Source organism: Alteriqipengyuania flavescens (genome assembly GCF_030406725.1).
Classification (GTDB): domain Bacteria; phylum Pseudomonadota; class Alphaproteobacteria; order Sphingomonadales; family Sphingomonadaceae; genus Alteriqipengyuania_B; species Alteriqipengyuania_B flavescens.
Window position 1 is genome coordinate 2,457,635 of the sequence record NZ_CP129107.1, and the last position, 24,422, is coordinate 2,482,056.

Consider the following 24,422-nt stretch of genomic DNA (forward strand, 5'->3'; position numbering starts at 1 on the left):
ATTACTCTTTCAGCAGCCGGTCGATCGCCTCGCCGATGCGGACAGGACCGGGGAAATATGCCCATTCCAGGCTATGCGGATAGGGTGTGTCGAAACCGGTGACGCGCTCGATCGGCGCCTCCAGGTGATAGAAGCAGCGTTCCTGCACCAGCGCCGATAGTTCGGCACCGAAGCCGGTGGTTCGGGTCGCCTCATGCACGATCATGCAGCGCCCCGTCTTGCGCACGGAGGCCTCGATGGTCTCGATATCGACCGGCACGATGCTGCGCAGGTCGATCACTTCGGCATCGACGCCCTTTTCACGGCACACGGCTTCCGCCACATGGACCATTGTGCCGTAGGCCAGCACGGTCATCGCTTCGCCTTCGGTAACGATCCGCGCCTTGCCGAGCGGGATCTTGTAATACCCCTCCGGCACCACGGAATCCTTGTGCTTTTTCCACGGCTGCACGGGCTTGTCGTAATAGCCATCGAACGTGCCGTTGTAGATGCGCTTGGGCTCGAAGAAGATGACCGGATCGTTGTCCTCGATGGCCGAGATCAGCAGTCCCTTGGCGTCATAGGGCGTGGACGGGATCACCGTTTTCAGGCCGGCCACGTGGCTGAAGATTGCTTCGGGGCTCTGGCTGTGGGTCTGACCGCCGAAAATCCCGCCGCCGAAGGGGCTGCGCACGGTCATCGGCGCGATATATTCGCCGGCGGAGCGATAGCGCAGGCGTGCCGCTTCGCTGATCAGCTGGTCGAGGCCGGGGTAGATATAGTCGGCGAACTGGATTTCGGGGATCGGGCGCAGGCCATAGGCGCCCATGCCCACGGCGACGCCGATGATCCCGCATTCGGATATCGGTGTGTCGAAAACACGCGTCTTGCCGTATTTTTCCTGCAAGCCCGCTGTCGCCCGGAACACCCCGCCGAAATAGCCGACGTCCTCACCCATGATGATCGTGTCGGAATCGCGCTCCAGCATGATGTCGAGCGCGTCGTTGATCGCCTCGATCATGTTGAAGCGGCGCTCGCCCGCTTCGGCCGTTTCGGTTTTCAAGTCCGCGCTCATTTCGGCAGCCCTCCGGGGAACTTCACTTCCCGCTCGTGCACCGCCTGCTCGGCCTGTTCCTTGAGGTGCCACGGCAATTCTTCGTACACATCCTCGAACATGGTGCGGAAGGGATGGTGCAGGCCGTGGCCGAGAATGCCGTTCTTCTCGGCTTCCTTGGTCGCTTTCTTCACCCGGTCGACGCATTCGGCATCGAGCGCCTCGTGCCGCGCCTCGTCCCATTCGCCGAGTGCGATCAGGTGCTTCTTCAACCGGTTTATCGGATCGCCGAGCGGCCATTCCTCCCGTTCCTGGGCGCTACGATAGGCGCTGGGATCGTCGGAGGTGGAGTGGCCTTCCGCGCGGTAGGTGAAATATTCGATCAGTGTCGGGCCGTTATTGGTCCGCGCGCGTTCGGCCGCCCAGCGCTGCGCGGCGTAGACCGCCAGCACGTCGTTCCCGTCCACGCGCAGGCCGGCAATGCCGTAACCCACCGCGCGGGCGGCAAAGGTGGTGCGCTCCGCCCCGGCGAACCCGCTGAAGCTGGAGATCGCCCACTGGTTGTTGATTACGTTGAAAATGACCGGCGCGTTGTAGACGGCAGCGAAGGTCAGCGCGGAATGGAAGTCGCCTTCTGCGGTCGAACCCTCGCCCACCCATGTCGCCGCGATCTGGCTGTCGCCCTTGATCGCGCTTGCCATCGCGAAGCCGGTCGCTTGCGGCAGCTGGGTCGCAAGATTGCCGCTGATCGAGAAGAAGCTGTGCTCCCGGCTCGAATACATGATCGGCAGCTGGCGACCCTTCAGCTTGTCGGCGCGGTTGGAGTAAATCTGGTTGATCATCTCCGTCAGCGGATAGCCGCGCGCGATCAGGATGCCCTGCTGGCGATAGCTCGGGAAGACCATGTCGTCGCTCGCCAGCGCATGGGCGGCGGCGACGCTGGTCGCCTCTTCGCCCGTGCATTTCATGTAGAAGCTGGTCTTGCCCTGCCGCTGGCCGCGATACATACGCTCGTCGAACGCGCGCACCAGCGCCATGTCGGACAGGATCGCGCGCAGCTGGTCGGGGCTGAGGCGCGGATCCCAAGGACCATGCGCCTTGTCGTCGTCGCCTAAAACGCGGACCAGATCGACGGTCAGCGGATTGGTCTCGACCGGGGCGCAGGCCTCGTCCGGCCGGGGCTGTTCGCCCGGCTTGGTCACGGCAAGGTGCGAATAATCCACCGTGTCGCCGGGACGGAATTTCGGCTCCGGCACATGAAGCTTGAGCGACGGCCTGTTGTCGCCGACCTTCTGGCCGTTTTCGGGCTGGTCGCCCATGGCTCTCTCCCCTGTCGGGCGCCCGGCGAAAACCGCGGCGGCGCTCGGTATCAATCTTATCCGCGCGCGTTATTTTATTTCGCGCCTCGAGTCCAGTTACACCGCCACCGGTGCCTTGATCGGCGGATGCGGGGTGTAGCCCGTGACCGCGAAATCCTCGATCGCGTAATCGAAGATCGACCGCGGCGTGCGCGTGATCTCAAGGCGCGGCTCGCCCTGCGGTTCCCGCGCGAGCTGGGTTTCCACAAGCTCCGCGTGGTTCAGGTAAAGATGCGTGTCGCCGCCCATCCAAACCAGCTCGCCGGGCTTCAGGCCCGTCTGCTGCGCCATCATCGCGGTCAGCAACGCCGCTGACCACAGGTTGAACGGCAGCCCCAGCGCGACATCGCAGCTGCGCTGGTATAGCGCGCAATTCAGTCGGTCGCCGGCGACGTGGAACTGGTAGGTCTTGTGGCACGGCGGCAGCGCCATCCGGTCGAGTTCGGCAACATTCCATCCTTCGATGATGTGCCGGCGGCTGCCCGGATTGTGCCGCAGGCTTTCCACGACCTGTGCCACCTGGTTGATGCCCGGACCGGCGCGGAACGTGCACTCTCCTGCCGGCTCGTATGTCGGCCAGTCGACCCATTGCTTGCCGTACACCGGGCCGAGATCGCCCCAGCGCGCGGCGAAATCCTCGTCCTGCGCGATCCGGGCCACGAAGGTGTCGAGCGCGATGTCGTCGCCCGTGGCCCTGACATAATTTGCATGCGGCCACTCGTTCCAGATGCCCACGCCCTGCAGCACCAGCGGCCGGATATTGGTGTTGCCCGTCAGGAACCACAGCAGCTCGCGCGTCGCGGTTTTCCAGTAAACCCGCTTGGTCGTGATCAGCGGCATCCGCCCGTCGGCGAGCGAGAAGCGAAGCGTCGCGCCGAAGACCGACCGTGTGCCCACACCTGTCCGGTCGCGCCGCTCGTCACCCTTCTCCCACACGTGCCGCATCAGCTGGAGGTAAGGCAATTCGTAATGTGCGTCGGCCGCAGTACCGAGGGGTGAATCGGGCGCGGATGCCAGTGTGACCATGCCATGACCCATAGCGGCGAAAAGTGCGCTTGCCACCCCGCACGCTCCCCCCTATAGGGCCGCCTCTGCCTCGCGGGGGTCCGCCTTCGCAACGCGTCCGGTCGGGGAGTAGCTCAGCCTGGTAGAGCACTGTCTTCGGGAGGCAGGGGCCGGAGGTTCGAATCCTCTCTCCCCGACCAATTTGCTACCTGCGGCGCGCGGCTAGGACACACCGCACCCTGCTTCAAAGCAACGCGATACCCACAAGTAGCGTCAGCGCGCCAAGGCCCAGCGACAGGTTGCGCCTGAGCCTTAGCCAGTCCCCGCCGCCGTAACTCAGCGCCCGGTCGATGACGGGAGAAAGCGCGATAAGTGGACCCAGCAGCAACAGCGCAGGACCAGGCCATTCCCAACCGATCGTCCAGGGGAAATAGAGGACAAGTCCAATCAGGCTGGGGGCCACGCTGACGGTGAAGACCCATGTACGCCGCTCTGCCGCCTGCACGGCAGCGCCCCACCACGCCCCGCCAAGGAAACTGAAGATCAGCGCGGCGTAGGCAAACGCGCAGGCCGCTGCGACCCAGCGCCACTCGCTGCCTGAAAGCACGACGGCGGCGGCAAACGCTTGCGGCAAAAGGCCTGCGTAACCGAGCGCCTTTGCTGCCCCGTCGAGTCCGGTGCTGCCTTCCATGCCGACTCCGCTTGTTCCGCCCCGTCACGGCCCCATATCGGGCATCATGTCCGAAGATCGAAAGCCGGACCGCTATCGCGCGGTTCCCAGTTCGCGTTTGTCCCGCCTGTCCGGCTTCGGCAAGTTGGCCGGCGGTGTTGCCGGCGGAATGCTGGCTGAGGGCGCGCGAAAGTTCGCCGCCGGGGAGCGGCCGAGCCTGCAGGAGCTGGCATTGACGCCGGGCAACGCGCAACGATTGACCAACCAGCTATCGCAACTGCGCGGCGCGGCGATGAAGCTGGGCCAGATGATTTCGCTCGACGCCGGGGACCTGCTGCCGCCGGAGCTTTCCGCCATCCTCGCCACCCTGCGGGACCAGGCGAATTTCATGCCGCCAAGGCAGCTCGACAAGGTTCTGGCAGAAGAATGGGGGAAGGACTGGCGCAGGCAGTTTCTTCGCTTCGAGCCCCACCCGATCGCAGCCGCCAGCATCGGCCAGGTTCACCGCGCCCTCACCCGCGACGGCGACGAGCTGGCGATCAAGGTGCAATATCCCGGAGTGCGAGACAGTATCGATGCCGATATCGACAATGTCGCGTCCCTGCTGCGACTCTCGGGGCTGCTGCCCAAGGAGCTCGATATCGCTCCGCTCCTCGCGGCCGCCAAGGAGCAGTTGCACGAAGAAGCGAATTACCTGCGCGAAGGCGAACAGATGCGCCTTTATGCGGAAAGGCTGGCCGGCGAGCGGGGGTTCGTGGTCCCTCGCCTCTATCCAGACATGACCACAAGGCAGGTTCTCGTCATGAGCTACGAGGCCGGCGAGCCGATCGAGAACCTCGAGACGCAGTCGCAGGACGTTATCGACGAAGTCTTCGGCCGCCTGCTGTCGCTGGTCGCGCGCGAGCTCTTCGAATTTCGCGTCATGCAGACCGATCCCAATTTCGCGAACTTCCGGTTCCGCGCCGATACGCAGGACATCGTCCTGCTCGATTTCGGCGCGACGCGACCTGTCGAGCCGCGCCTGTCCGGAGCATATCGCGCGATGCTCACTCACGGATTTGCCGGAGAGCGGGAGAAGGCGGTCGCAGCTGCCGTCGACAGCGGATTTGTGAACCGCGTCGTGCTCGAAAGACATCCCGACCGGGTCGAGCGGATGACTGATGTCATCATGGCCGAGTTGACCCGTAAAGAGCCGTTCGATTTTGGCGATCGTGCGTTCGTGGCCGTCCTGCGTGACGAAGGCATGGCTATAGCGAGGGACAAGGCGAGCTGGCACCTGCCGCCCCCGGAGGCCGTATTCGTCCAGCGAAAGGTCAGCGGAACGGCGTTGCTGGGCGCAAGGCTGAAGGCGGTTGTCGATGTGCGCGGACGGGTCGGGAAGGTCCTGACGGACAGTCCGCCCGTTACCCTCACACCGGCGCAGGACTAGAAACCGAAAAGGAAAAGGCCCGACATCGCTGCCGGGCCTTTCGAAACTTGTTATTCCGTTCGATCAGACGGAGACGGGAACTTCATCGTCGTCATCATCGTCCGACAGCAGGATGATCGCACCCACGATGGCAGCGAGGCCGAGCAGTGCGGGAAGCAGCCAGTTCACGCCGGCAGCTTCTTCTTCCACGCCGATCGGCAGGACGCAGCCGTCAGCACCCTGACAGTTGACGCGCGATTCAATCTGGCTCTGCGCGTTTGCCTGGATTGGCAACAGCGTCGAGGTGGCGAGGAAAGCTGCCGCTACGGAAGCCCTTGTAATGTTTGTCTTTGTCATTCCATCCCTTCCTTATCGTATCTCTTTATCCAACCCGCATTCGCGCTTCAGACGAACGATCAGGGCAAGCGGTAGCTGCGTGCTAGTCCTCCTAAAGCTAGAAACGCGTGAAAGTTCCAGAAAAATCGCAAGAAATTTGCGATGGGTCGTTCAGCCGTGGTTTTGCTGTCACAACACAAGAGAATCCAGAAGTTTCTTCTACCGTTTGGGAACATGAGGGAGCAGAAACTGTTGGGGCGATGAAGGCGGTTTCCTGATCCAGCTGCGTGGTGAATTGAAACCCAACAGGAGAATAACAATGAAAAAAGCTCTTTTTGCAGCCGGCGCGTGTGCGCTGGGTATCGCGTTTTCTTCGGCAGCGGCCGCTCAGACCGCACCGATGGGTGCTGAAATCTACGGCCAGACCGTCCAGGTCCGCTTTGCCGACGGCACCACCAACAACGTGATGTTCATGCAGAACGGTACCGCAACGATTCGCTCGATGGACGGCATGTCCATGCCGGCGACCTGGGCCGTGCGCGGTGGCGATCTGTGCCTGATGGCCGGCGGTGCCGAAGAATGCTGGGACTACAATAATCGATTCGTGGCTGGTCAGGCCATGCCGATGACGAGCAGCTGCGGCGCCGCGTCGCAGTGGACTGCCCTCGGTGTGAACAACATTGCCCCGCCGCCCCCGCCGCCTGTCCGTACGCAGCCGGCTCCCGCTCCTGCACCGGCACCGATGCCGGCACCCGCGCCTCGCGTGGGCGAACGCGGCTGAGGTAAAACTTGCAACGCAAGACTTTCATAACCGTAGCATTGGCCGGCGCGCTCCTGAGTGCGCCGGCCTCTGCCGATTCCGTAGGTAATGCCTCCAATGCCGCAGCGCGGCCCGGCGAAACGGAAATGTATTACGTCGACAGCGAGCTGAAACCCGGGCCGCGCGTTTCGGCGAGTAGCGACAACGCGATCCTGCGCGACCTGCGCCGCGCCGCGGAGGCATTTGATGCGGATTGGGGCGACCTTCCCCAATCGACCTTGAGCGAAGGCGAGGCCCTTCGGGTTGGCGACCGGTCCGTCCGGGTGGCGCAGCTGCGCCAGCGCCTCGGCTTGTCCGCGGGGACCAGCTTCGATGCCGAACTGGCCGCGCGCGTCCGCGATTTCCGCAAGGCCCACGGATTGCCGCCGGCTGCCGTGGTGGATGCAGACATGATCCGCGCGCTCAATCGCGGACACAGCTATTACAAGCGCAAGATCGATTTGAACATCGAACGGCTCGAGGCGATTCCCGCCGATCCGGGCGAACGATATATCGTCGTCGACAGCGCCGCACAGATCCTGACGATGTACGAGGATGGCAAGCCGGTCGGCACCATGCGCGTCGTCGTCGGGAAGGAAACCGATCCCACCCCCATGATGGCCGGGCTGATCCGCTATTCCGAAGTGCGTCCCTACTGGAACGTCCCGCCCGACCTAGTGCGGCGGAATATCGCACCCAAAGTGCTGGCCCAGGGCATGCCCTATATCGAACGCACCGGCTTCCAGCCCCTTTCGGACTGGACGGAAGAAGCAGAGCCATTGGATCCGAAGAAGGTCGACTGGCAGGCCGTGGCCGATGGCGACTTCGATTTGCGTGTCCGCCAGTTGCCAGGACCCGGCAATGGCATGGGGGACATCAAATTCATGTTTCCCAACCCGCTCGGAATATATCTGCACGATACGCCGTCGCGCGAGTTGTTCACCGAGGACATGCGTGCATTCAGCGCGGGTTGCGTACGGCTGCAGGATGCACCGCGCCTTGCCCGCTGGCTGCATGACGGGGAAAAACCCGGCGAAGGCAGCGATGAGGCATCGCTCGCGGTCCCTCTGCCCAAGCCCGTGCCGGTGTTTATTACCTACCTGACCGCCGCGCCGGTCGACGGCCGCATCGAATTCCGTGACGATTTCTACGGCCGCGACGCACGGCTGATGTCGCGCGTCACGGCCGATTTCCTCGACTTTTAACCCGTCGATCTCTCCGTATCAGTCGATCTCGACTGTCCCGACGAGTCGGCGACCGTCGTCGCTGGGGAGCATTTCCACGTCGATCAGCTCTTCGCTCTGCTGCGGGGTGGCGAAGTTGCGGATGATCCGCACCGTCGCGGTTGACGGGCCGTTGGGATTGCGCCGGTCGGCAGCGTAGGTGTCCAGCTCGATCCGGTACGTTCCGTTGGGCGCCTTGCGGATCATGAACTCTTCCGGGCCGTAACCCTGGGTTACGTCGTGCAGGTAGCGCGCGCCCTCTTTCGAAGTGCGGTTGCTGTATCCGATCTCCTGCCCGTCCGGCTGGCGGACCCACAGGTCGAGGTCGGTGCGCGGCGTGTTCCACTGAACCACCACCCGCATGTCGAGCGGCAGGGCGGCGATGAACTTGTCGTCCAGCGCCACGCCGAGGTCCCGGCCGCCGAGCGCGACGATAATCGCGTTCGCCTCTGCCAAGGCATATTCGTTCACCCGGCCGTACTCGTCCGGCCAGCGCTTCATGCCTGCATCGACGAACAGTTGGAGCGACTTCTGCAAATTGGCGCGGTTGTTCATCGCCCGGCCGCGCTTGGCGTAGGCGTCAGCCAGCGCAAGCAGCGGATGGGGCCGTTCGGCCTCGCGATCGACCAGCTGTTCCAGCAGCCAGATCGCGCGGTCCGGGTCGCCATACCGCAGCAGGCGCTGGGCGACGATGAACAGCGTCTGGTTGTCGCGCGCCGGTAATTCGAGCGCGGCTTCCGCTGCACGCAGGGCTTCCTGCTTGCGCCCGTTCGACCAGTGCCATTCGGCGAGGTCGAGGTAGAACAGAGGCAGATCGCCGCTCTCCTTCGCGGTGTCAGCCACCGCATCGACCCAATTGTCTCCCGCAGCCTGCCACGCCGCGATATAGGGCCGGTCGGCGGCCCATTCCGCGGTCTCGATAGCGCCGTCCTCTGCATATTCGACACCGTTGGCCATCGCCTGCGGGGAACCGAATTCCGCCTCGGCCTCGGCGACGTCGACTGTGGTGACCCGCTCGACTGCGGACTGGGTGCGCGCGCCGCCTGTCACGACGATGTTCGAGGCGTCCTGCGGCGGAGGCGGAGCGACCGGCGGCGGCGGTGCCATGCGCGCCGGTGGCGGAGGAGGCGGGGGCGGCGGCGCGGGTGGCGAAACTGCCGACTCTTCCAGGGCCATGTCTTGAACGACGGCGACAGGCACCGGCGGCGGCGGAACGCCCGGATTGCCCATGTCGGCAGGGGCCTTGCCGGTCTCCCACCACTCCTTGCGCTGTTCCCACATGGCGACGATGTTTTCGTAGAATGCCCGGTCCCGCCGCGCATCGAATTCCGCGCGCTGGCGCTTGATCGCGTCGAATTGCTGGCGGAGCGCCTTGGGATAGGAGTCGGGCGGCGTGAACCCGCTCTCAACATAATCTTCCGGCGTTTCGAGTACGATGAAGCTCACCCCCGGGGTCGCGACGGACCAGCGCCGCGCTTCCCCGGCCAGTTTCTCGATAGTCATGGAATCGCGCACCGTCGCAAGCCGCTGGGCGGCCCAAAGCGCACCGGGCGCGGCAAAGTTCGGCACTGCCATGCGGTTCACGGGGATCAGGCGCCCGTTGACCTGCAGGCGGCCGTCGGTCGGCATCGGCCCGACCAGGCGATAGCGCCCTTCCCCGGCCGGCAGGCTGCGCGTTTCGATCGCCACTTTCTCTCCGTCGGTGACCAAGGGGATGGCGCTCGGCGACATCAACAGGTCGATCGCCTTGTCATCGTTCACGGCGCCAAGGTCCACGAAGGCCCCGCCCATGCGCCGCGCCTCTGCTTCGAGCCACGGCTTGTCGGCCTCCCCGCCGGAAGTCACGAAGCTCACGCGGCACGGCGTCCCGCCAAGCCCACGTCGCTGGCCGATGGTTGCTCGCCCATCGGAGAAGACCACGCAGGTCCCCCTCGTGGCTCTGATCGGGGTGGCAAGATATTCGTAGCTCGTCCCGCCGGCATAGCGGACGGCTTTCAGCGTCTCGGCCACGTTGCGCGCATCGACTTCGATCGCCTCTTCGCCCCGGCTGTCGAACAATTGGATCGTGACCTTGCGCGCATCGAGTCGGCGGGCGAGGCGCTCTGCCAATTCGGCTTCGCGCTCCAGCTCGTCGTCGAGCCGCGAAACCGAGCGGTCCCACATGATCACCAGGTTGTCGCGCCCGGCTTCCGGTGCGGGCGGCAAGTCGCCGGTAAGTTCGAAAAACTGACCCTCGCCCGGGTGCTGGCTCAGGGTCAGGCCGTCGGCTGGCTCTGCGGTGAAGCGGATGGCGCCCTCGACCTCGCCCGCTCCGGCGCGATAGACCCACGCGCCGCCATCCTGCGTCCAAGCGAAATCGCGGCCCGGCGCGCTGTCCACGCCGCGCACGCGCATCGTAATGGCACCAACCTGTCCGCTATCTAGCGGCAGGATGTATCCGCCGTTCGCATCGAGCGGGCTGGAGAAACGGATCCGGATGGTGCGTCCCTGCCGTGGGAAGATCGGATACACCCGGCTTTCGAACCGGTCGGAGTAATCGACTTCGGCAAGGCCCGGATCGATCCGGCGGACGACCCTGCGCTCGAACGCCTCGCGGGCGCGGTCACGCGACTGGAGAACGCCGTCGATCATTTCCCCGCCAACGTCGAGCGCATAGCCGGTGACAACGCTGCCCTCGGGCAGGGTCAGTCCGAATTCGCCCTCCAGCGTCTCGTTGCCTGGGTTTTCGAACCGCACCGACATCTCGGTCATCGCGAGGCCGCCGCGGCGCGTCACTTCGATATCGAGCGAGGCGATCTGCAGCTGTTTGCTGTCCTCACCCACCACCCCGTCGACGCGGGCACTGAGCGCGGGCGAGGCGCGCTGGTCCTGTGCACTGTCCATGATCGGCAGGCTGCCGGCGATGGCCACCAACGACACGAGCGATACGAAACGACGCATGGAACTCTCCCCTGTTCGGTTCCGCACTGAATCGGCGCGCGAAAATGAACCGGATGTGAAGATGATACAAAATATCATAAGGTGCAAGCCCGGCCCTGCAAAACTAGTCGGGCGAAGCGCTGGCGCAGGGTTGTAATCTCTCACCGGAACGCCCATTGGCAACCGCGCTGGATACAGGCTTCGCGGGCGGCCCGATGACGAACAACCATCCCTTTCATGACGAGAACGGCGACAGCCTGCACGAAGAGTGCGGCGTATTCGGCGTGATCGGAGCGGACGATGCGGCGGCCATCACCGCGCTCGGCCTTCACGCACTGCAGCATCGCGGGCAGGAAGCGGTCGGCATCTGTTCGTACAACGGCAGCGAATTCACCGCGCGCCGCGGTCTCGGCCACGTGGCGGCCAATTTTTCCACCGAGGAAGCGATTGCCGAACTGCCGGGCCACATGGCCGCCGGGCACGTACGCTATTCCACCACCGGCGGGTCCGGCCTGCGCAACGTGCAGCCGCTGTATGCGGAGCTTGCCAGCGGCGGTTTCGCGGTCAGCCACAACGGCAATATCTCGAACGCCATGACCTTGCGCCAGGAATTGGTGCAAAAGGGCGCGATCTTCCAGTCGACCAGCGACACCGAGGTGATCATCCACCTCGTCGCGACGAGCCGCTATCCCACCATGCTCGACCGCCTGATCGATGCGCTCCGTCTGGTCGAAGGCGCCTATGCGCTGGTCGTGATGACCCCGCGCGGCATGGCTGCCTGCCGCGATCCGCTCGGCATCAGGCCGCTGGTCATGGGACGGATGGGCGACGCGGTGATCTTCGCCAGCGAGACCGTGGCGCTCGACGTCGTCGGCGCGGAATTCGAACGCGAGGTGGAGCCCGGCGAACTGCTCGAAATCGACTTCGACGGCACCATCCGCAGCCATCGTCCCTTCGGCAACCCCGCGCCGCGCCCCTGCATTTTCGAACACGTCTATTTCAGCCGCCCCGACAGCTATTTCGCCGGCCAGTCTGTCTACGAAGCACGCAAGGCCATCGGTGCCGAACTCGCGCGGGAAAAGCCGGTGGAGGCGGATATCGTCGTGCCCGTACCCGACAGCGGCGTCCCGGCTGCCATCGGCTACGCGCAGGAAAGCGGCGTTCCGTTCGAACTCGGCATCATCCGCTCCCACTATGTCGGGCGGACGTTCATCCAGCCTTCGGACAGCGCCCGCAACGCGGGGGTGAAGCGCAAGCACAACGCCAACCGCGTGCTGGTGGAAGGCAAGCGCGTGGTGCTGATTGACGACAGTATCGTGCGCGGCACCACCAGCCTCAAGATCGTGCAGATGATGCGCGATGCAGGCGCGAAGGAAGTGCATTTCCGTGTCGCCAGCCCGCCGACCAACCACAGCTGTTTCTACGGCGTCGACACGCCCGAACGCTCCAAGCTACTCGCCGCACGGATGGATATCGACGCGATGTGCGAATTCATCCAGGCGGACAGTCTCGCCTTCGTGTCCATCGACGGGCTTTACCGCGCGGTTGGACGGAAGGGGCGCGACAGCGGCTGCCCGCAATATTGCGATGCGTGCTTTACCGGCGATTACCCCACCAGCCTGACAGACCTCCAGCGAAAGCGTCACGCGGACGACCAACTCGGCCTGCCGATGGGCAAGGTGGCATGAGCGACTCTCTGGCCGGGCAAACCGCGCTCGTCACCGGCGCGAGCAAGGGGATCGGCGCCGCCATCGCCCGCGAACTGGGCGCGCGCGGCGCGCACGTGATCCTGACTGCACGCAACGCCGCAGGGCTGGAAGAGGTCGAACAGGCCATTCACGACGCCGGCGGCAGCGCGACCATCGCGCCGCTCGACCTGTCCGAAAGCGATGGCGTCGCCCGCCTGGCTCAGGCCATCGCCGGGCGTTGGGACACGCTCGATATCCTCGTGATTTGCGCAGCTTACCTGCCGAACCTGTCACCGGTTACCCAAATCGACGGCAAGGAATTCAGCAAGGCGATGACGGTCAATGTGCTCGCCACGCAAAGCCTGCTCGCCGCGTTCGATCCGATGCTGAAGCGCAGCGGCAACGCCCGTGTCGTCGGGCTGACCAGCAGTGTCGGGGAAACCCCGCGCGCCTATTGGAGCGCATACGGGGCCAGCAAGTCCGCATTCGACAATCTTCTCAGCGCCTATGGTGACGAAGTTGAGAAGATTTCGAAGGTGCGGGTGGCAACGATCGACCCCGGCGCAACGCGCACGGAAATGCGCGCGCGCGCATATCCCGGCGAGGATCCGCAGACAGTAAAACCGCCGGAAACCGTGGCCGCCCACGTCGCGGATTTGCTGGAAAGCGATTTCGAGACCGGGCTGCGGCAAAGGGTTGATACGCCTTAACCCTCTTGGGAAACCCCCGTGTAACGGCGGTAGCACGATATTAAGCACGGTTGCCGGATCGCCCGATCCTTTGTTGTTGTGGCAGCCGAAGCTTGAGGACGGCCGCCATGATGACGATCAGCTCCCCCGAACGTTACGAAATCGCCGCGCAGGAAGACCGCAGCGCGCCGCGCACGAAGCTCGCCATCCCTGCGCAGATGCGGGTCAGCGGCGGCCGCCGTTTCCAGACCGTGGTGCACGATTTGTCGCTGTCCGGTTTTTCCGCCACATCGATCAACCGGATGGAACCGGGATCGATGTGCTGGATGACACTGCCGGGCCTCGAATCGCTGGCGGCCGAAGTGATCTGGTGGGAAGGCAACCTCGTCGGCTGCGCGTTCCAGACGCTCCTCAACCCGATCGTCCACGACAACATCCTCGCCCGCTATCGCGGCGACGGCGCTGCCCGCTGATCACTCGTCGATGACGCTTGCCGCGATGCGGGCGACGAGTTCGCTGCGCTTGCGCGCAAGGTCGCCGCTGGTGGCGGTCGGCCAGTTGCCGACGATGGCGACGACTAGGTCGGCTTCCGGCACGATGGTGACCGACTGGCCAAAAATCCCCTGCGCGCCGAAGCTGCGTCCTTCGTAAGTCCACCACTGGTAGCCATAGCCGAAGCGATCGCCGTCAAGTTTCACCGACGCCGCCCCGGCTTCGGCGAACCAGCCATCGGGCACCACGCCCTCCCCGCCTTCCAGCGCGAACTGGCCGAACCGTGCATAATCCTCGAGCGTCAGCGAAAGGCAACATCCGCCGATGTTGCGCCCGGACAGGTCGACCATCCAGAACATCGGATCGGCGAAGCCTGCGGGCGCCGCGATCTTGTCATAGGCATAATCCGCCAACTTCCGCCCGGTGGCGTTCTCGACGATGATACCGAGCAGGTTGGTCTCGCCCGTCTTGTAGACGAACTTGCTGCCCGGAGGGGCCTCGCGCTCCAGCGTGCGCATGTAGGTGACGCTCTGGTCTTCCCCCGGACGCGGCGGCGTGGCGAGCATGCGGGCGACATCGCTGTCGGGATCGGTGTAGTTTTCGTTCCACTTCACGCCGGACGTCATCGTGGCGACCTGGCGCACGGTGACGGGATCGTAGACGCTGCCGGCAAGCGCCGGCACGTATTTCGTGACCGGGTCGTCGAGGCTGTCGATCGCCCCGTCGGCAATGGCCGCGCCGAGCAAGGTCGAGGTGAAGCTCTTGGCGACGGAGAAGCTGGTCCAGCGGGTTTGCCGATCGAAGTCGTCGGACCGGCTGGCGTAGCGGACGTTGTTGTCCTTCACGACCATGATGCCGACCGCGCCGCTCTCACGCATATATGCCGCAATAGCATCCGAGACTTCGCGCGGCAGCCCGTCGCCCGGAAGGAAGCGGTGGGGCTGCGGCGCGGGAGATACCTCCAACCCGGCGAAATAGTCTTCCATATGGGAGAAACGGTCGCGCCTCGTGGCCTCGTCCCAGAACAGCACCTGCTGTTCGGCTATCGGGATTTCCTGCGACGGCTGGGTCAGCCGGACCGGCGCCGCATCTTGCGGAGGAAGGCACGCGGCACCGATACCGCCACAGGGCATGGTGCACCCCGCCAAAGCTGCCGTTGCCAGCAAAGCCGCCCATGCCCTCATCGCTCTACTCCTCCTTGACCAGCGTCACCTGTGCCACAAAAATGCTGCCGCCGCGAAACCCGCCTTCGCAATACATCAGGTAGAAGCGCCACAGGCGGGCGAAACGCTCGTCGAACCCTTCCGGGATTCGCCCTTCCTTCCACGCAGCTTCGAAATTGGCGCGCCAGATGGCCAGCGTTTCGGCGTAGTCGAGCGAGAATTCCTCGCGATCCTGCCATGCCAGGCCGTGTTCCGCGGCAAGCTGCCGGAACTCGCTTTCGCGCACCAGCATGCCGCCGGGAAATATATAGGCCTGGATGAAATCGGCGCTGGCGGCATAGGCATCGAACAGGTCATCCTGCATGGCGATATACTGGATCGCGGCGCGTCCGCCCGGTTTTAGGTTGCGGGCGATGCACGCGAACCATTCGGGCCAGAACTCGCGCCCTACGGCCTCCACCATCTCGACACTGACGATGCCGTCGAACTGGCCGGCGACATCGCGGTAATCCTGCTTGCGAAAGTCGATCGACCCGTCGCGGTGCGCCCGCGCATAGGCGAGCTGTTCGTCCGACAGGCTGATCGCCGTGACCGAGCAGCCGCGCTCGCTCAGCGTCTGGGCCATCGCGCCCCACCCGCAGCCGATCTCCAGGACCGATCTGGCGCCGCCGACCCGCTCCGCCAAGCGCGCCATCTTGCGTTCCTGCCCCAGCGCCAGACGTCCGGATCCGCGCATCTCCACCGTGTCGAACAGGGCGGAAGAATAGCTCATCGTCCGGTCGAGCCACGCGGCGTAGAACGCGTTGCCGAGATCGTAATGCGCATGGATGTTTTTCGCCGATCCGCCGCGCGTATTGCGGTTCAACCAGTGGAGCGCGCGCGCCGCCGCCCTCCAGGGTCCCTTGGCCCGCCCGGCATCGCCCAGCGTCCGCGCGTTGGCACCGAAATGGGCGAACACGGAAACCTCGTCCGGGCTGCTCCACTCGCCCGCTTCCCACGCCTGGTACCACCCTTGGGAGCCTGCCGTGGCAAGGCGCAGCAGCCCGCGCCAGTCGTGCAGTGTCAGTTCACAGTCGATTCCCGGACCGCGCCCGCCCAGCACCCGCGTAGCGCCGTCGGGCAAGGTCGCGTGCATGGAGCCCGCCTCGATCCCCGCGTCGATCCGGTCGACGAGCCGGGCAAGCCCGCCCGACCACGCGCGGGCGACAAGGCCCGGTTTGCTGGCAACGGGCCGGACCGCGCCGAGCAACCGGGCGCTTCCTTCTGGGGTTTCGGCGTTCATACGCGGCGGCTTATGGCGGCGCGGCGGGGAACGGACAAGCGGCGGCGCGGCATTGGCGCCCTCAATCCACGATCCGCTCGCCTTTCCAGTCGAATACGCTGCCGCTATCGCCTGGGCCAAGCTTGCCAAGAACATCGAGCAGGTGCCCTGCGCTCCGCTCTGGCGAGAACAGCTGCTCGTCCGGCACGTTGCCCTGGTATGGCTGCGACAGGGAGGTGTCGACGGTGCCCGGGTGCAGGCCGACGACCACCGCTTCGGGCCGCGTCCGACCCAGCTCGATGGCGAAATTGCGGATCAGCATATTGAGCGCGGCCTTGCTTGCGCGATAGCTGTGCCAACCGCCGATCCGGTTGTCGCCGATGGAGCCGACCCGGGCGGAAAGAGCGGCAAAGACGTGGCGCCCCTGCCGCGGGAAAGTGGGCAAGACATGCTTGGCGATCAATGCGGGTCCGATGGTGTTGAGGGCGAATGCTGTCGCCATAACGTCGGGCTCCACAGCGCGCAGCGACTTTTCCGGTCCCCGGCCGCCGGAAAGCGTCAGCACGCCGGTTGCCGCAATAACCAGCTCGGGCGGTTTGGCAAATTCGCGCACGGCCCTTTCGATCGAAGCCTCGTCGAGCAGATCGAAAGTGAATGGGCGTATACGCGCGTCGCTCGTTTCAGGATGAGCCCTGCCGCCCGCATGAACGCGCTCTGTACCGGCATCGAGCAGCACGTCGACAAGGGCGCGCCCGATGCCTCCGGTCGCGACGAAGACCGCTGCGCTGCGGAACCCCTTTCCTACATCTGCCATGATCTCCTAGACCCCTCGCATGGCTACCCGGTTCTCTCTCTCGTCCGCACAATTCGGCCAAAAACCCGGTCCGGGACTTTTTCCTCCTGGAACGTGTTCCATGTGTTCCATCGCGTTGGAATGGCCTGCCGACAGGCTCGCCTCCAGCCTTGCTTCATACTTCGCAATCGCTAGATAGGGCGCGTAGCGAAACAGGACCGGTCGACCATGGCAACCTTCACCCTTCCGAAGAACAGCAAGATCCGCAAGGACGGCAAGACCCATGCCGCGTCCGGCGGTGGCCGGGTGAAGAAATTCAAGATCTATCGTTACGATCCCGATAGCGGCGAAAATCCGCGCTACGACACCTTCGAGATCAACCTCGACGAATGCGGGCCGATGGTCCTCGACGCGCTGTTCAAGATCAAGAACGAGATTGATCCGACCCTGACTTTCCGCCGTTCGTGCCGCGAGGGGATCTGCGGGTCCTGCGCCATGAACATGAACGGCAAGAACGGCCTCGCCTGCACCAGCGCGATCGAGGATGTGAAGGGCGAGCTGCGCATCACCCCGCTGCCGCACATGGATGTGATCAAGGACCTGGTGCCCGATTTTACGCATTTTTACGCCCAGTACGCCAGCATCCGCCCCTGGCTGCAGACGGTCAGCCCCACGCCTTCCGGCAAGGAACGGCTGCAGTCGCCCGAACAGCGCGAGCAGCTGGACGGCCTGTACGAATGCATCCTGTGCGCGTGCTGCTCCACCGCGTGCCCCAGCTACTGGTGGAATTCCGACAAGTTCCTCGGCCCGGCAATCCTGCTGCAGGCCTACCGCTGGCTCGCCGATAGCCGCGACGAAATGACGGGCGAACGGCTTGACGATCTGGAAGACCCGTTCCGCCTGTACCGCTGCCACACGATCATGAACTGCGCGAACGTGTGCCCGAAGGGCCTCAGCCCGGCCAAGGCGATCGCCGAAACCAAGAAGATGATGGCCGAACGGCAAATCTGACCTTGGCATTCGATCACCTGCCGTTCGATTACGAGCCGATCCCGGGCGAGGACGGCTGGCGCGGCTGGAATCTGCAAGACAAAACCCGCTATAACGCGGCGGTGCTCGGCGAAATGCGTGTTCGGCGCGAAGGAAATTTCTGTCGCCTGCGCATGTACCCGGAGCGACGCCACACCAATCTGCAGGACGTGGTCCACGGTGCGACCACGCTCGGCCTGATCGACATCGCCTTGTTCGCCGCCATGCACGTCCTTGGCAAAGGCGAGGCGGGGCCTTCGGTCACGCTGGAGCTTTCCACGCAGTTCGTGGGCGCCGGCGACCCGGAGCGGCCGCTCGACGCGGTGACGGAGATCGTTCGTGAAACCGGCCGCCTCGCCTTCTGTCGCGGGCAAGTGGTGCAGGACGATGATGTCGTCGCCAGCTTCAGCGGTATCATCCGCAAGATGAATTCGCGCAAATGACGGGGATACTGGTGCGATACGATGCGCTGGTCGGCGCAGGCGAGTTGCGCGCCGATCCCGACCAGCGCGGCGCGGCCGAGAGGCTGGATGAGTTGCAAGGCGAACTCGAGGCGACCTCGCGCAAGCGCGGCTTCATAGGCAAGCTGTTCGGCGGCGATGCGCCGGCCCGGCCACGCGGTGTCTACATGTGGGGTGGCGTCGGGCGCGGCAAGTCCATGCTGATGGACCTGTTTGTCGAAACGCTCGACATCGAACGCAAGCGCCGCGTGCACTTCCACGCCTTCATGCTGGAAGTCGACCAGCTGATCCGCGAAGAGCGCAAGCGGGAAAGCGGCGATCCCATCGCCCCGGTGGCGGCGAAGCTGGCACAGGATGTCCGCCTGCTCGCCTTCGACGAGATGGTGGTGAACAACACCGCCGACGCAGCGATCATGAGCCGGCTGTTCACCGCCCTGATCCGCGACGAGAACGTCGTCGTCGTCACCACCAGCAACAGGCCGCCGCGCGACCTCTACAAGGACGGGCTCAACCGTTCGCTGTTCCTGCCGTTCATCGATCTGGTCCAGGCCGAGCTCGACGTCGTCCCGCTCAACGGACCGGTCGACTACCGGCTGGAGCGGCTGGGCGGACTCGACAGCTGGCACACACCCCTCGGCGAGGAAGCGACTGCCCAAGTGCGCGAGGCATTCTTCCGCCTGACCGACTACGCCCCCGAAGATGCCGAGAACGTACCGTCGGGCGAGATCGACCTCGGCGGCGGCAGAACGCTGTTCGTGCCGAAGGCCTTCAAGGGCGTCGGCGTCTTCAGTTTCAAGCGGCTGTGCGGCGAAAACCGCGGCGCGGCGGATTATCTCGCCCTCGCCCACGCATTCCACACGGTCATCGTGGTCGGGATTCCCGAGATGGGCCCGGGCAACCGGAACGAGGCGATTCGCTTCACCAAGCTTGTCGACGCACTGTACGAAAACCGGGTGAAGCTGTTCGCCACGGCACAGACCGAGCCGGAAGACCTGTACACGGCTGGCGACGGCGCGTTCGAATTCGACCGCACCGTCAGCCGGCTAAAGGAAATGCAGAGCGAAGACTACATGGCCGCTGGCCACGGCGCGCAGTAGGACGCGGATCAGGCGGCGTTGGCGAGCTTGGCCTGCGCGTTGGCGAGCCGGCTCATCACCTTCAGGTCCTGTTCGCGAAGCTGCAGCGCCGCGTCGGCCCACAGCTCCGTGATCCGCTTCAGCTCTTCCAGCGGCAGCGGCTGCGACAGCCGCATCGCACGGCGCGCATTGACCAGACCGGCGTGTCGACGCGCGGACTTGGCGATGAAGTCCTGCACGGCGGCCCGCCCCTCGCCCGGTTCTGCGATGCGGTGGACGATGCCGAGGTCGTACATCTGCTGCGCCGTGTAGGTCTCGTTCGATACGATGATCCGTTCCGCCATCGCGCTGCCGAGCTTGCGGCTGAGGATGGCATGTGCGCCCATGCCCGGAAAAAGTCCGAACAGCACTTCGGGCAAGCCAAACGTCGCATCACGCTCCGCGATTATGTAATCGAAGCTCAGCAGGGCTTCGAACCCGCCGCCAAGCGCAGCGCCTTCTACCAGGCCGATCGTCAGCATCGGCAGGTCCAACGACAGGTGATTGCGATGGAGGATTTCCACGCAGGCATAGCCGTAATCGACCAGCCCCTCGCGGTTGTCGGCGCGGATCAGGCTCTGGAACAGTTCCAGGTCGCCGCCGAAGCAGAAAACCCCCGGCGCCCGGCTGCCCAGCACCAGAAAACGCAGCGGCACCTTGTTCGGCCCGAAATTCGCGCGGATCAGCCTTTGCCAGTCGTTGAAATCGTTGAGCATCGGCGGGGTGAAGCTGGGCCGGCCGCTGGGACGCATATAGGTCCACAGCGTCTCGCTCTCGTCCTCGTACATGGTATCGAGTTCGCGCAGTTCGAACAGCTTCGGGTCGATCCGGAGCCGCCGTTTCGACTGTTCGACCAGTCTTTCGCGCATCTGGGAAAGGCCGATGGTGGCCTCTTCCATATGCTGGTCATTGCCTGTTTCCGCCCTGTCGACGTGCTTTTCGACCCTGTCCATAATGCCCCCCGTTGCGACCTCTCCGCCCATGGGTGCCGGGCGAATGAACGAAAATTACGCACCGGTCCGGATGCTTGGCAAGCAATATTCGCGGTTAACGGGGCGAACCGAATCGCAATCGCGCTCAGCCGCGACGAAGTCGCAACAAGATGTACGCAATCGAGATACTGGAAAAACCGACCGCAGCCATCGCGAAAAGATGCGGAGATACTGTGCCCCATCCCAGATCCTTCAGGAATATGCCCTGGCAGATGAAGACCATGTGCTGGAGCGGGTCTATCCGGGCGACGACGGCCAGCCAGTCGGGCATGTTGTCGACCGGGCTGACGTATCCCGAGAGGAGGATCAGCGGCACGATCACAAGGAAACCGCCAAGGAACGCCTGTTGCTGGTTATCGGCCAGCACCGAGACGATCATCCCGATGCTGGCGATCGAAAATGCGAAGATCACAATGCCGAGGCCAAGCAATGCGAAGCTGCCGGTGAAGGGAACGTCGAAGAAGAGCGGGATCAGGATGGCGTAAGTCACCGCGTTGACCAGCCCCACAAGGAAAGCCGGCACCATCTTGCCGAGCAGCAATTGAAGCGGCGTCAGCGGCAGGACGATCAGCTGGCCGATGGTGCCGAATTCCCGCTCTCGCGCGAAGGACTGGATCGATACCGATAGCACGAGAACGGTCGTGATCACCGCGATCATTCCCGGCAGGGTGAACCAGCGATAATCGAGATTGCGGTTGAACCAGCTGACGCTTTCGAGACGCGGGCCGGCGCGGGGTTGGATCGGTTGGACCTCTGCGCCTGCCCGCCTGACAATGCGGTCGAAATAGCCCGCGGTCACGCGCGCGGCATTGATGCGCCGGCCATCGTACAAGGCCATGACCTGCGCCGTACGCCCCGCAGCCACATCGGCCGAGAGATCGGGCGGCAAGGCGATCCCGGCGAGGATTTCGCGCCGCTCGATACCGCGATTGAGCGCTGCAACCTCGGGATAATAGCGGATCTTGTCCACCACGCTCGCGCCCTGGAGCCCGGCGAGCACCTGCTCCGCCGCGCGGCCGTTGTCGCGATTGACCACCCCGATATCGATGTTCGTCACTTCCAGCGTGGTGGCCATACCGAACAGGAACAGCTGGATCAGCGGCGAACTGACAAGCGTCGTCCGCGCGCGCTTGTCGAGTAGCACCACGCGCAGTTCCTTTACCGCCATCGCGAGCCACTGGACCAGCCACTGCCTCATGCGATGGTCCGCCGGATTGCCTTCATGGCACGCCACAGGAAGAACGCGCCAAAGCCGGCCATGATCGAGATGTTCGGCAGGAACAGCGGCCAAATGTCGCCCGCAAGGAATACCGATTGCAGCGATGGTATGAGGTAGCGCGCAGGCACGATATAGGTGAGCCACTGCACCGCTGCCGGCATCGAATCGATTTCGAACAGGAAGCCGGACAGCAGCAGCGATGGCAGGAACCCCGACAGTAGGGCGAACTGGGTCGAGACGAACTGGCTCTTGGTCGCAGCCGAGATCAACAAGCCCTGCCCCAGCACGGCGGCAAGGAAGCTTGCCGCGATGAGGAACAGCGCGAAGACCGAGCCTTCGAACGGCAGGCCATAGCCATACACCGCCATCGCCACGCACAATCCGGTACTTGCAAGGCCGAGCAAGAAATATGGCAGCACCTTGTTGTAAACGAGCGCACCGGTCGACAGCGGCGTCGCCAGCAGACCCTCCATCGTCTTGCGCTCGTATTCCCGGGCCATCACCAGCGCCGTCAGCAGCGTCCCGATCATCGCCATGACGATGGCAATCGCGCCCGGCACCAGCATGAAGCGGCTCTCGAGGCCGGGGTTGTAGCGGAAGTGATCGATCAGCCCGATCGCCTGCACGGCCTCGCCGCCCCGGTCCCGCAACCGCTGCCTGTTCCAGCTGTCCAGCGCGCCGCGCATGTGTCCGTCGAGGAAACGTGCGGTGTTGGGCTGCGAGCCGTCGGTTACAAGCTGGACCGGGCCGGCCCCGGCTTGCCGCCCGAAGCCTTTGGGAATGACGAGGATGCCGCGCAGCCGCCCGGCGACGAGTTCGTCGGCCTGCGGTTCTACCGACTGCCCTTCCGTCACGGCGAAATAGCGGCTGGCCTCGAGCGATTGGACGAACGATCGCGACGCGGCCGTCCGGTCGAGATCGACAACCCCCGTTGCGGTGTGTTCGGTATCCAGCGAGATGGCGCTGCCGAACAGCATCATCAGCAGCAACGGCAGGACCACGACGAGCCCGAAGGTCGACGGGTCGCGCCAGATCTGCGCCCATTCCTTTGCCTGGATGGCCGCGCCGGGGCTCACGCGGCAAGTTCCCCGGACTGCCTCTGGCGCTGGACGAGATCGATGAACGCTTCCTCCAACGTGACCGGCCGGCCCGCGATGCGCCCGACATCGCGCTTCATGATTTCCGGCGTGCCCTGCGCGATGACTTCACCCGCGCTGATGAACAACAGGCGGTCGCAATTCTCCGCCTCTTCCATGAAATGCGTCGTGACGACGACCGCAGTGCCGCGCGCGGCGATGGCGTTGATGTGGTACCACAATTCGCGCCGCACCACCGGATCGACGCCGGAGGACGGCTCGTCGAGGAACAGCACCGGCGGGGCGTCGAGGAGCGCGGCCCCAAAGGCAAGCCGCTGCCTCTGGCCGAACGGCAGCGTTCCCGCCGCGCGCGGCATGAGCTCCTCCAGCTCCAGCGCATCGACGATCCACGCGATGGCATCCTCGCGCGCTGCGCGGCCCATGCCGTAAGCACCGGCCACGAAGCGCAAGTTCGCGGCGACGCTCAAGTCGCCGTAGAGCGAGAACCGCTGCGGCATGAAGCCGAGTGCCTTGCGCGCGGCGCTGGCCGAGGTGCGGAGCGATTTTCCGGCCACGGTCGCAGTCCCGCCCGTTGCCGGCACGAGCCCGCAGAGCATGCCGAAGGTCGTCGACTTGCCCGCGCCGTTTGGTCCGAGCAGGCCGAAAATCTCCCCGCGCCGGACGGTGAAGCCGACATCATGGACTGCCGTGAATTCGCCGTAGGTCTTGGTGAGACCCAGCGCGCTGACCACCGTTTCGTCCTGCGTCCGCTGCGGAAAGCGTGCGGCAAGCTTGCTGGGGCCGAAAACCGTGCCATCGTCGAGCAGCCGGGCGAAGCCATCGCCAATCGTGGCCGGTGCGCTGTCGGGCACGGGCTCGCGGTGCAGCACCCTCACCTGTTCGCGCTCGATCCGGGCCTCAAGAACATCGGAGTCGCGCTCGATCGTTCCCAGGAGTGCGCGCTTTCCCTGCGCGGGAAGCGGTCGCGTCTCCACCCTGCCTGCCCCGAATTGCGCGAGCTCCTCCGGGGTCCCTTCGAAACGCAGGCGTCCTTCGTGCAGCACCGCGACAGCATCGCATTCACCCGCCTCGTCCAGCACCGTGGTGGTCCACACGATGGTGCTGCCCGGCGCGGCAAGCTCGCGCGTCAGCGTCAGGATCTCGCCCCGCGAAACGGGATCGACCCCGACGGTCGGTTCGTCAAGCAGCAGGAGCGGCGGGCGAGCCACGAGGGCGCAGACGAGCGCCAGTTTCTGCCGCATTCCGCCGGACAGCCGCCCGACGAGGCGTTTGCGAAAATCCGAAAGTCCGGTGCGGCGGTAGATCGTCTCGATGCGCTCGTTTTCTGCATCCATATCGACGCCGCGCAGCTCGGCATAGAGCGCAAGGTTACGTTCGACCGGCAAGTCATCGTAAAGCGCCCCGCCTTGCGGCAAATACCCGATCTGCCCCCTGTCGAGCGCCGCCACGGGTTCGCCGAAGACTTCGACCGCTCCCGCATCCGGCTCCACCAGCCCCGCAAGCAGGCGCAGCACGGTGGATTTCCCCGCTGCATCGGGACCGATCAGGGCGAGCCGCCGCCCGGCCTCGAACGCCAGCGACAGGTCCGACAAGGCCTGGACGGGAGCGCCCTTCTTGCGCGCCGCCGCGAAGCTTTTCGAAACACCTTGCAGCCTGAAGGCCGCCGGCATCG

General features: G+C 64.7%; 23 protein-coding genes and 1 tRNA gene. 11 read left to right on the forward strand and 13 right to left on the reverse strand.

The features are described from left to right. Position 1: 1 nt before the first annotated feature. From QQW98_RS12585 to QQW98_RS12595, 3 genes are all read right to left on the reverse strand, one after another. Positions 2–1,054, reverse strand: a complete 1,053-nt coding sequence (locus tag QQW98_RS12585; protein WP_290135276.1) for an alpha-ketoacid dehydrogenase subunit beta — start codon at positions 1,052–1,054, stop codon at positions 2–4. After that, positions 1,051–2,352, reverse strand: coding sequence for a 3-methyl-2-oxobutanoate dehydrogenase (2-methylpropanoyl-transferring) subunit alpha (locus tag QQW98_RS12590; protein WP_290135277.1), 1,302 nt, complete (start codon positions 2,350–2,352; stop codon positions 1,051–1,053). The genes QQW98_RS12585 and QQW98_RS12590 overlap by 4 nt, the downstream gene beginning before the upstream one ends. 96 nt (positions 2,353–2,448) lie before the next feature. Then, complete coding sequence (locus QQW98_RS12595) at positions 2,449–3,417, reverse strand: thymidylate synthase (RefSeq protein ID WP_290135278.1); 969 nt, start codon at positions 3,415–3,417, stop codon at positions 2,449–2,451. Between the two features lie 102 nt (positions 3,418–3,519). Here QQW98_RS12595 and QQW98_RS12600 point away from each other — a divergent pair. After that, positions 3,520–3,596: transfer RNA gene (locus QQW98_RS12600), tRNA-Pro, on the forward strand. A gap of 44 nt (positions 3,597–3,640) precedes the next feature. On the opposite strand, the gene QQW98_RS12605 is transcribed toward QQW98_RS12600, so the two are convergent. Next, positions 3,641–4,087, reverse strand: a complete 447-nt coding sequence (locus tag QQW98_RS12605; protein WP_290135279.1) for a DUF3429 family protein — start codon at positions 4,085–4,087, stop codon at positions 3,641–3,643. Between the two features lie 46 nt (positions 4,088–4,133). Between QQW98_RS12605 and QQW98_RS12610 the strand changes: the two genes are divergently transcribed. Next, a complete protein-coding gene (locus QQW98_RS12610) occupies positions 4,134–5,495 on the forward strand; it encodes an ABC1 kinase family protein (RefSeq protein ID WP_290135280.1) in 1,362 nt (453 codons plus the stop codon). A gap of 63 nt (positions 5,496–5,558) precedes the next feature. On the opposite strand, the gene QQW98_RS12615 is transcribed toward QQW98_RS12610, so the two are convergent. After that, positions 5,559–5,831, reverse strand: a complete 273-nt coding sequence (locus QQW98_RS12615) for a hypothetical protein (RefSeq protein WP_290135281.1) — start codon at positions 5,829–5,831, stop codon at positions 5,559–5,561. Positions 5,832–5,938: 107 nt separating this feature from the next. Here QQW98_RS12615 and QQW98_RS12620 point away from each other — a divergent pair, with 107 nt between their 5' ends. Genes QQW98_RS12620 through QQW98_RS12630 form a run of 3 tightly spaced genes read left to right on the forward strand, consistent with a single transcriptional unit; the run spans position 5,939 to position 7,814 of the window. After that, entirely contained in the window at positions 5,939–6,088 is a 150-nt protein-coding gene (locus QQW98_RS12620; protein WP_290135282.1) for a hypothetical protein, read from the forward strand. Between the two features lie 41 nt (positions 6,089–6,129). After that, positions 6,130–6,591 carry a hypothetical protein gene (locus QQW98_RS12625; protein ID WP_290135283.1) on the forward strand — a complete coding sequence of 154 codons (462 nt, stop codon included), beginning with the start codon at positions 6,130–6,132 and terminating at the stop codon, positions 6,589–6,591. Between the two features lie 8 nt (positions 6,592–6,599). After that, positions 6,600–7,814, forward strand: a complete 1,215-nt coding sequence (locus QQW98_RS12630; RefSeq protein ID WP_290135284.1) for a L,D-transpeptidase family protein — start codon at positions 6,600–6,602, stop codon at positions 7,812–7,814. A gap of 18 nt (positions 7,815–7,832) precedes the next feature. Here QQW98_RS12630 and QQW98_RS12635 read toward each other — a convergent pair whose 3' ends face one another. After that, the gene (locus QQW98_RS12635) at positions 7,833–10,772 is read right to left on the reverse strand and encodes a VIT domain-containing protein (RefSeq protein ID WP_290135285.1); all 2,940 of its coding nucleotides are present in this window, start codon (positions 10,770–10,772) and stop codon (positions 7,833–7,835) included. A 194-nt stretch (positions 10,773–10,966) separates the two neighbouring features. Between QQW98_RS12635 and purF the strand changes: the two genes are divergently transcribed. The 3 genes from purF (at position 10,967) to QQW98_RS12650 (ending at position 13,601) form a co-directional block, all read left to right on the forward strand. Beyond that, the gene (gene purF / locus QQW98_RS12640) at positions 10,967–12,439 is read left to right on the forward strand and encodes an amidophosphoribosyltransferase (RefSeq protein ID WP_290135286.1); all 1,473 of its coding nucleotides are present in this window, start codon (positions 10,967–10,969) and stop codon (positions 12,437–12,439) included. Continuing rightward, positions 12,436–13,149 (forward strand): SDR family NAD(P)-dependent oxidoreductase, encoded by a 714-nt coding sequence (locus QQW98_RS12645; RefSeq protein ID WP_290135287.1) that lies wholly within the window; start codon positions 12,436–12,438, stop codon positions 13,147–13,149. The genes purF and QQW98_RS12645 overlap by 4 nt, the downstream gene beginning before the upstream one ends. 110 nt (positions 13,150–13,259) lie before the next feature. After that, positions 13,260–13,601, forward strand: a complete 342-nt coding sequence (locus QQW98_RS12650; protein ID WP_290136944.1) for a PilZ domain-containing protein — start codon at positions 13,260–13,262, stop codon at positions 13,599–13,601. On the opposite strand, the gene QQW98_RS12655 is transcribed toward QQW98_RS12650, so the two are convergent. From QQW98_RS12655 to QQW98_RS12665, 3 genes are all read right to left on the reverse strand, one after another. After that, positions 13,602–14,753 (reverse strand): serine hydrolase domain-containing protein, encoded by a 1,152-nt coding sequence (locus QQW98_RS12655; protein WP_290135288.1) that lies wholly within the window; start codon positions 14,751–14,753, stop codon positions 13,602–13,604. Positions 14,754–14,808: 55 nt separating this feature from the next. Then, positions 14,809–16,065 (reverse strand): SAM-dependent methyltransferase, encoded by a 1,257-nt coding sequence (locus tag QQW98_RS12660; RefSeq protein WP_290135289.1) that lies wholly within the window; start codon positions 16,063–16,065, stop codon positions 14,809–14,811. Positions 16,066–16,126: 61 nt separating this feature from the next. Then, positions 16,127–16,858: an SDR family NAD(P)-dependent oxidoreductase gene (locus QQW98_RS12665; protein WP_290135290.1), complete on the reverse strand. Its 732-nt coding sequence runs from the start codon at positions 16,856–16,858 to the stop codon at positions 16,127–16,129. A gap of 207 nt (positions 16,859–17,065) precedes the next feature. Here QQW98_RS12665 and QQW98_RS12670 point away from each other — a divergent pair, with 207 nt between their 5' ends. The 3 genes from QQW98_RS12670 to zapE are packed head-to-tail and all read left to right on the forward strand — an operon-like array spanning position 17,066 to position 19,424. After that, entirely contained in the window at positions 17,066–17,848 is a 783-nt protein-coding gene (locus QQW98_RS12670) for a succinate dehydrogenase iron-sulfur subunit (RefSeq protein WP_290135291.1), read from the forward strand. Positions 17,849–17,850: 2 nt separating this feature from the next. Beyond that, positions 17,851–18,309, forward strand: a complete 459-nt coding sequence (locus QQW98_RS12675; protein WP_290135292.1) for a PaaI family thioesterase — start codon at positions 17,851–17,853, stop codon at positions 18,307–18,309. Then, a complete protein-coding gene (gene zapE / locus QQW98_RS12680; RefSeq protein ID WP_290135293.1) occupies positions 18,306–19,424 on the forward strand; it encodes a cell division protein ZapE in 1,119 nt (372 codons plus the stop codon). The genes QQW98_RS12675 and zapE overlap by 4 nt, the downstream gene beginning before the upstream one ends. 8 nt (positions 19,425–19,432) lie before the next feature. Here zapE and QQW98_RS12685 read toward each other — a convergent pair whose 3' ends face one another. From QQW98_RS12685 to QQW98_RS12700, 4 genes are all read right to left on the reverse strand, one after another. Next, positions 19,433–20,395 carry a crotonase/enoyl-CoA hydratase family protein gene (locus QQW98_RS12685; RefSeq protein ID WP_290135294.1) on the reverse strand — a complete coding sequence of 321 codons (963 nt, stop codon included), beginning with the start codon at positions 20,393–20,395 and terminating at the stop codon, positions 19,433–19,435. Positions 20,396–20,519: 124 nt separating this feature from the next. Continuing rightward, positions 20,520–21,632: an ABC transporter permease gene (locus tag QQW98_RS12690; RefSeq protein WP_290135295.1), complete on the reverse strand. Its 1,113-nt coding sequence runs from the start codon at positions 21,630–21,632 to the stop codon at positions 20,520–20,522. Further along, positions 21,629–22,729: an ABC transporter permease gene (locus tag QQW98_RS12695; RefSeq protein ID WP_290135296.1), complete on the reverse strand. Its 1,101-nt coding sequence runs from the start codon at positions 22,727–22,729 to the stop codon at positions 21,629–21,631. The genes QQW98_RS12690 and QQW98_RS12695 overlap by 4 nt, the downstream gene beginning before the upstream one ends. Continuing rightward, positions 22,726–24,420, reverse strand: coding sequence for an ATP-binding cassette domain-containing protein (locus QQW98_RS12700; RefSeq protein ID WP_290135297.1), 1,695 nt, complete (start codon positions 24,418–24,420; stop codon positions 22,726–22,728). The genes QQW98_RS12695 and QQW98_RS12700 overlap by 4 nt, the downstream gene beginning before the upstream one ends. Positions 24,421–24,422: the final 2 nt, after the last annotated feature.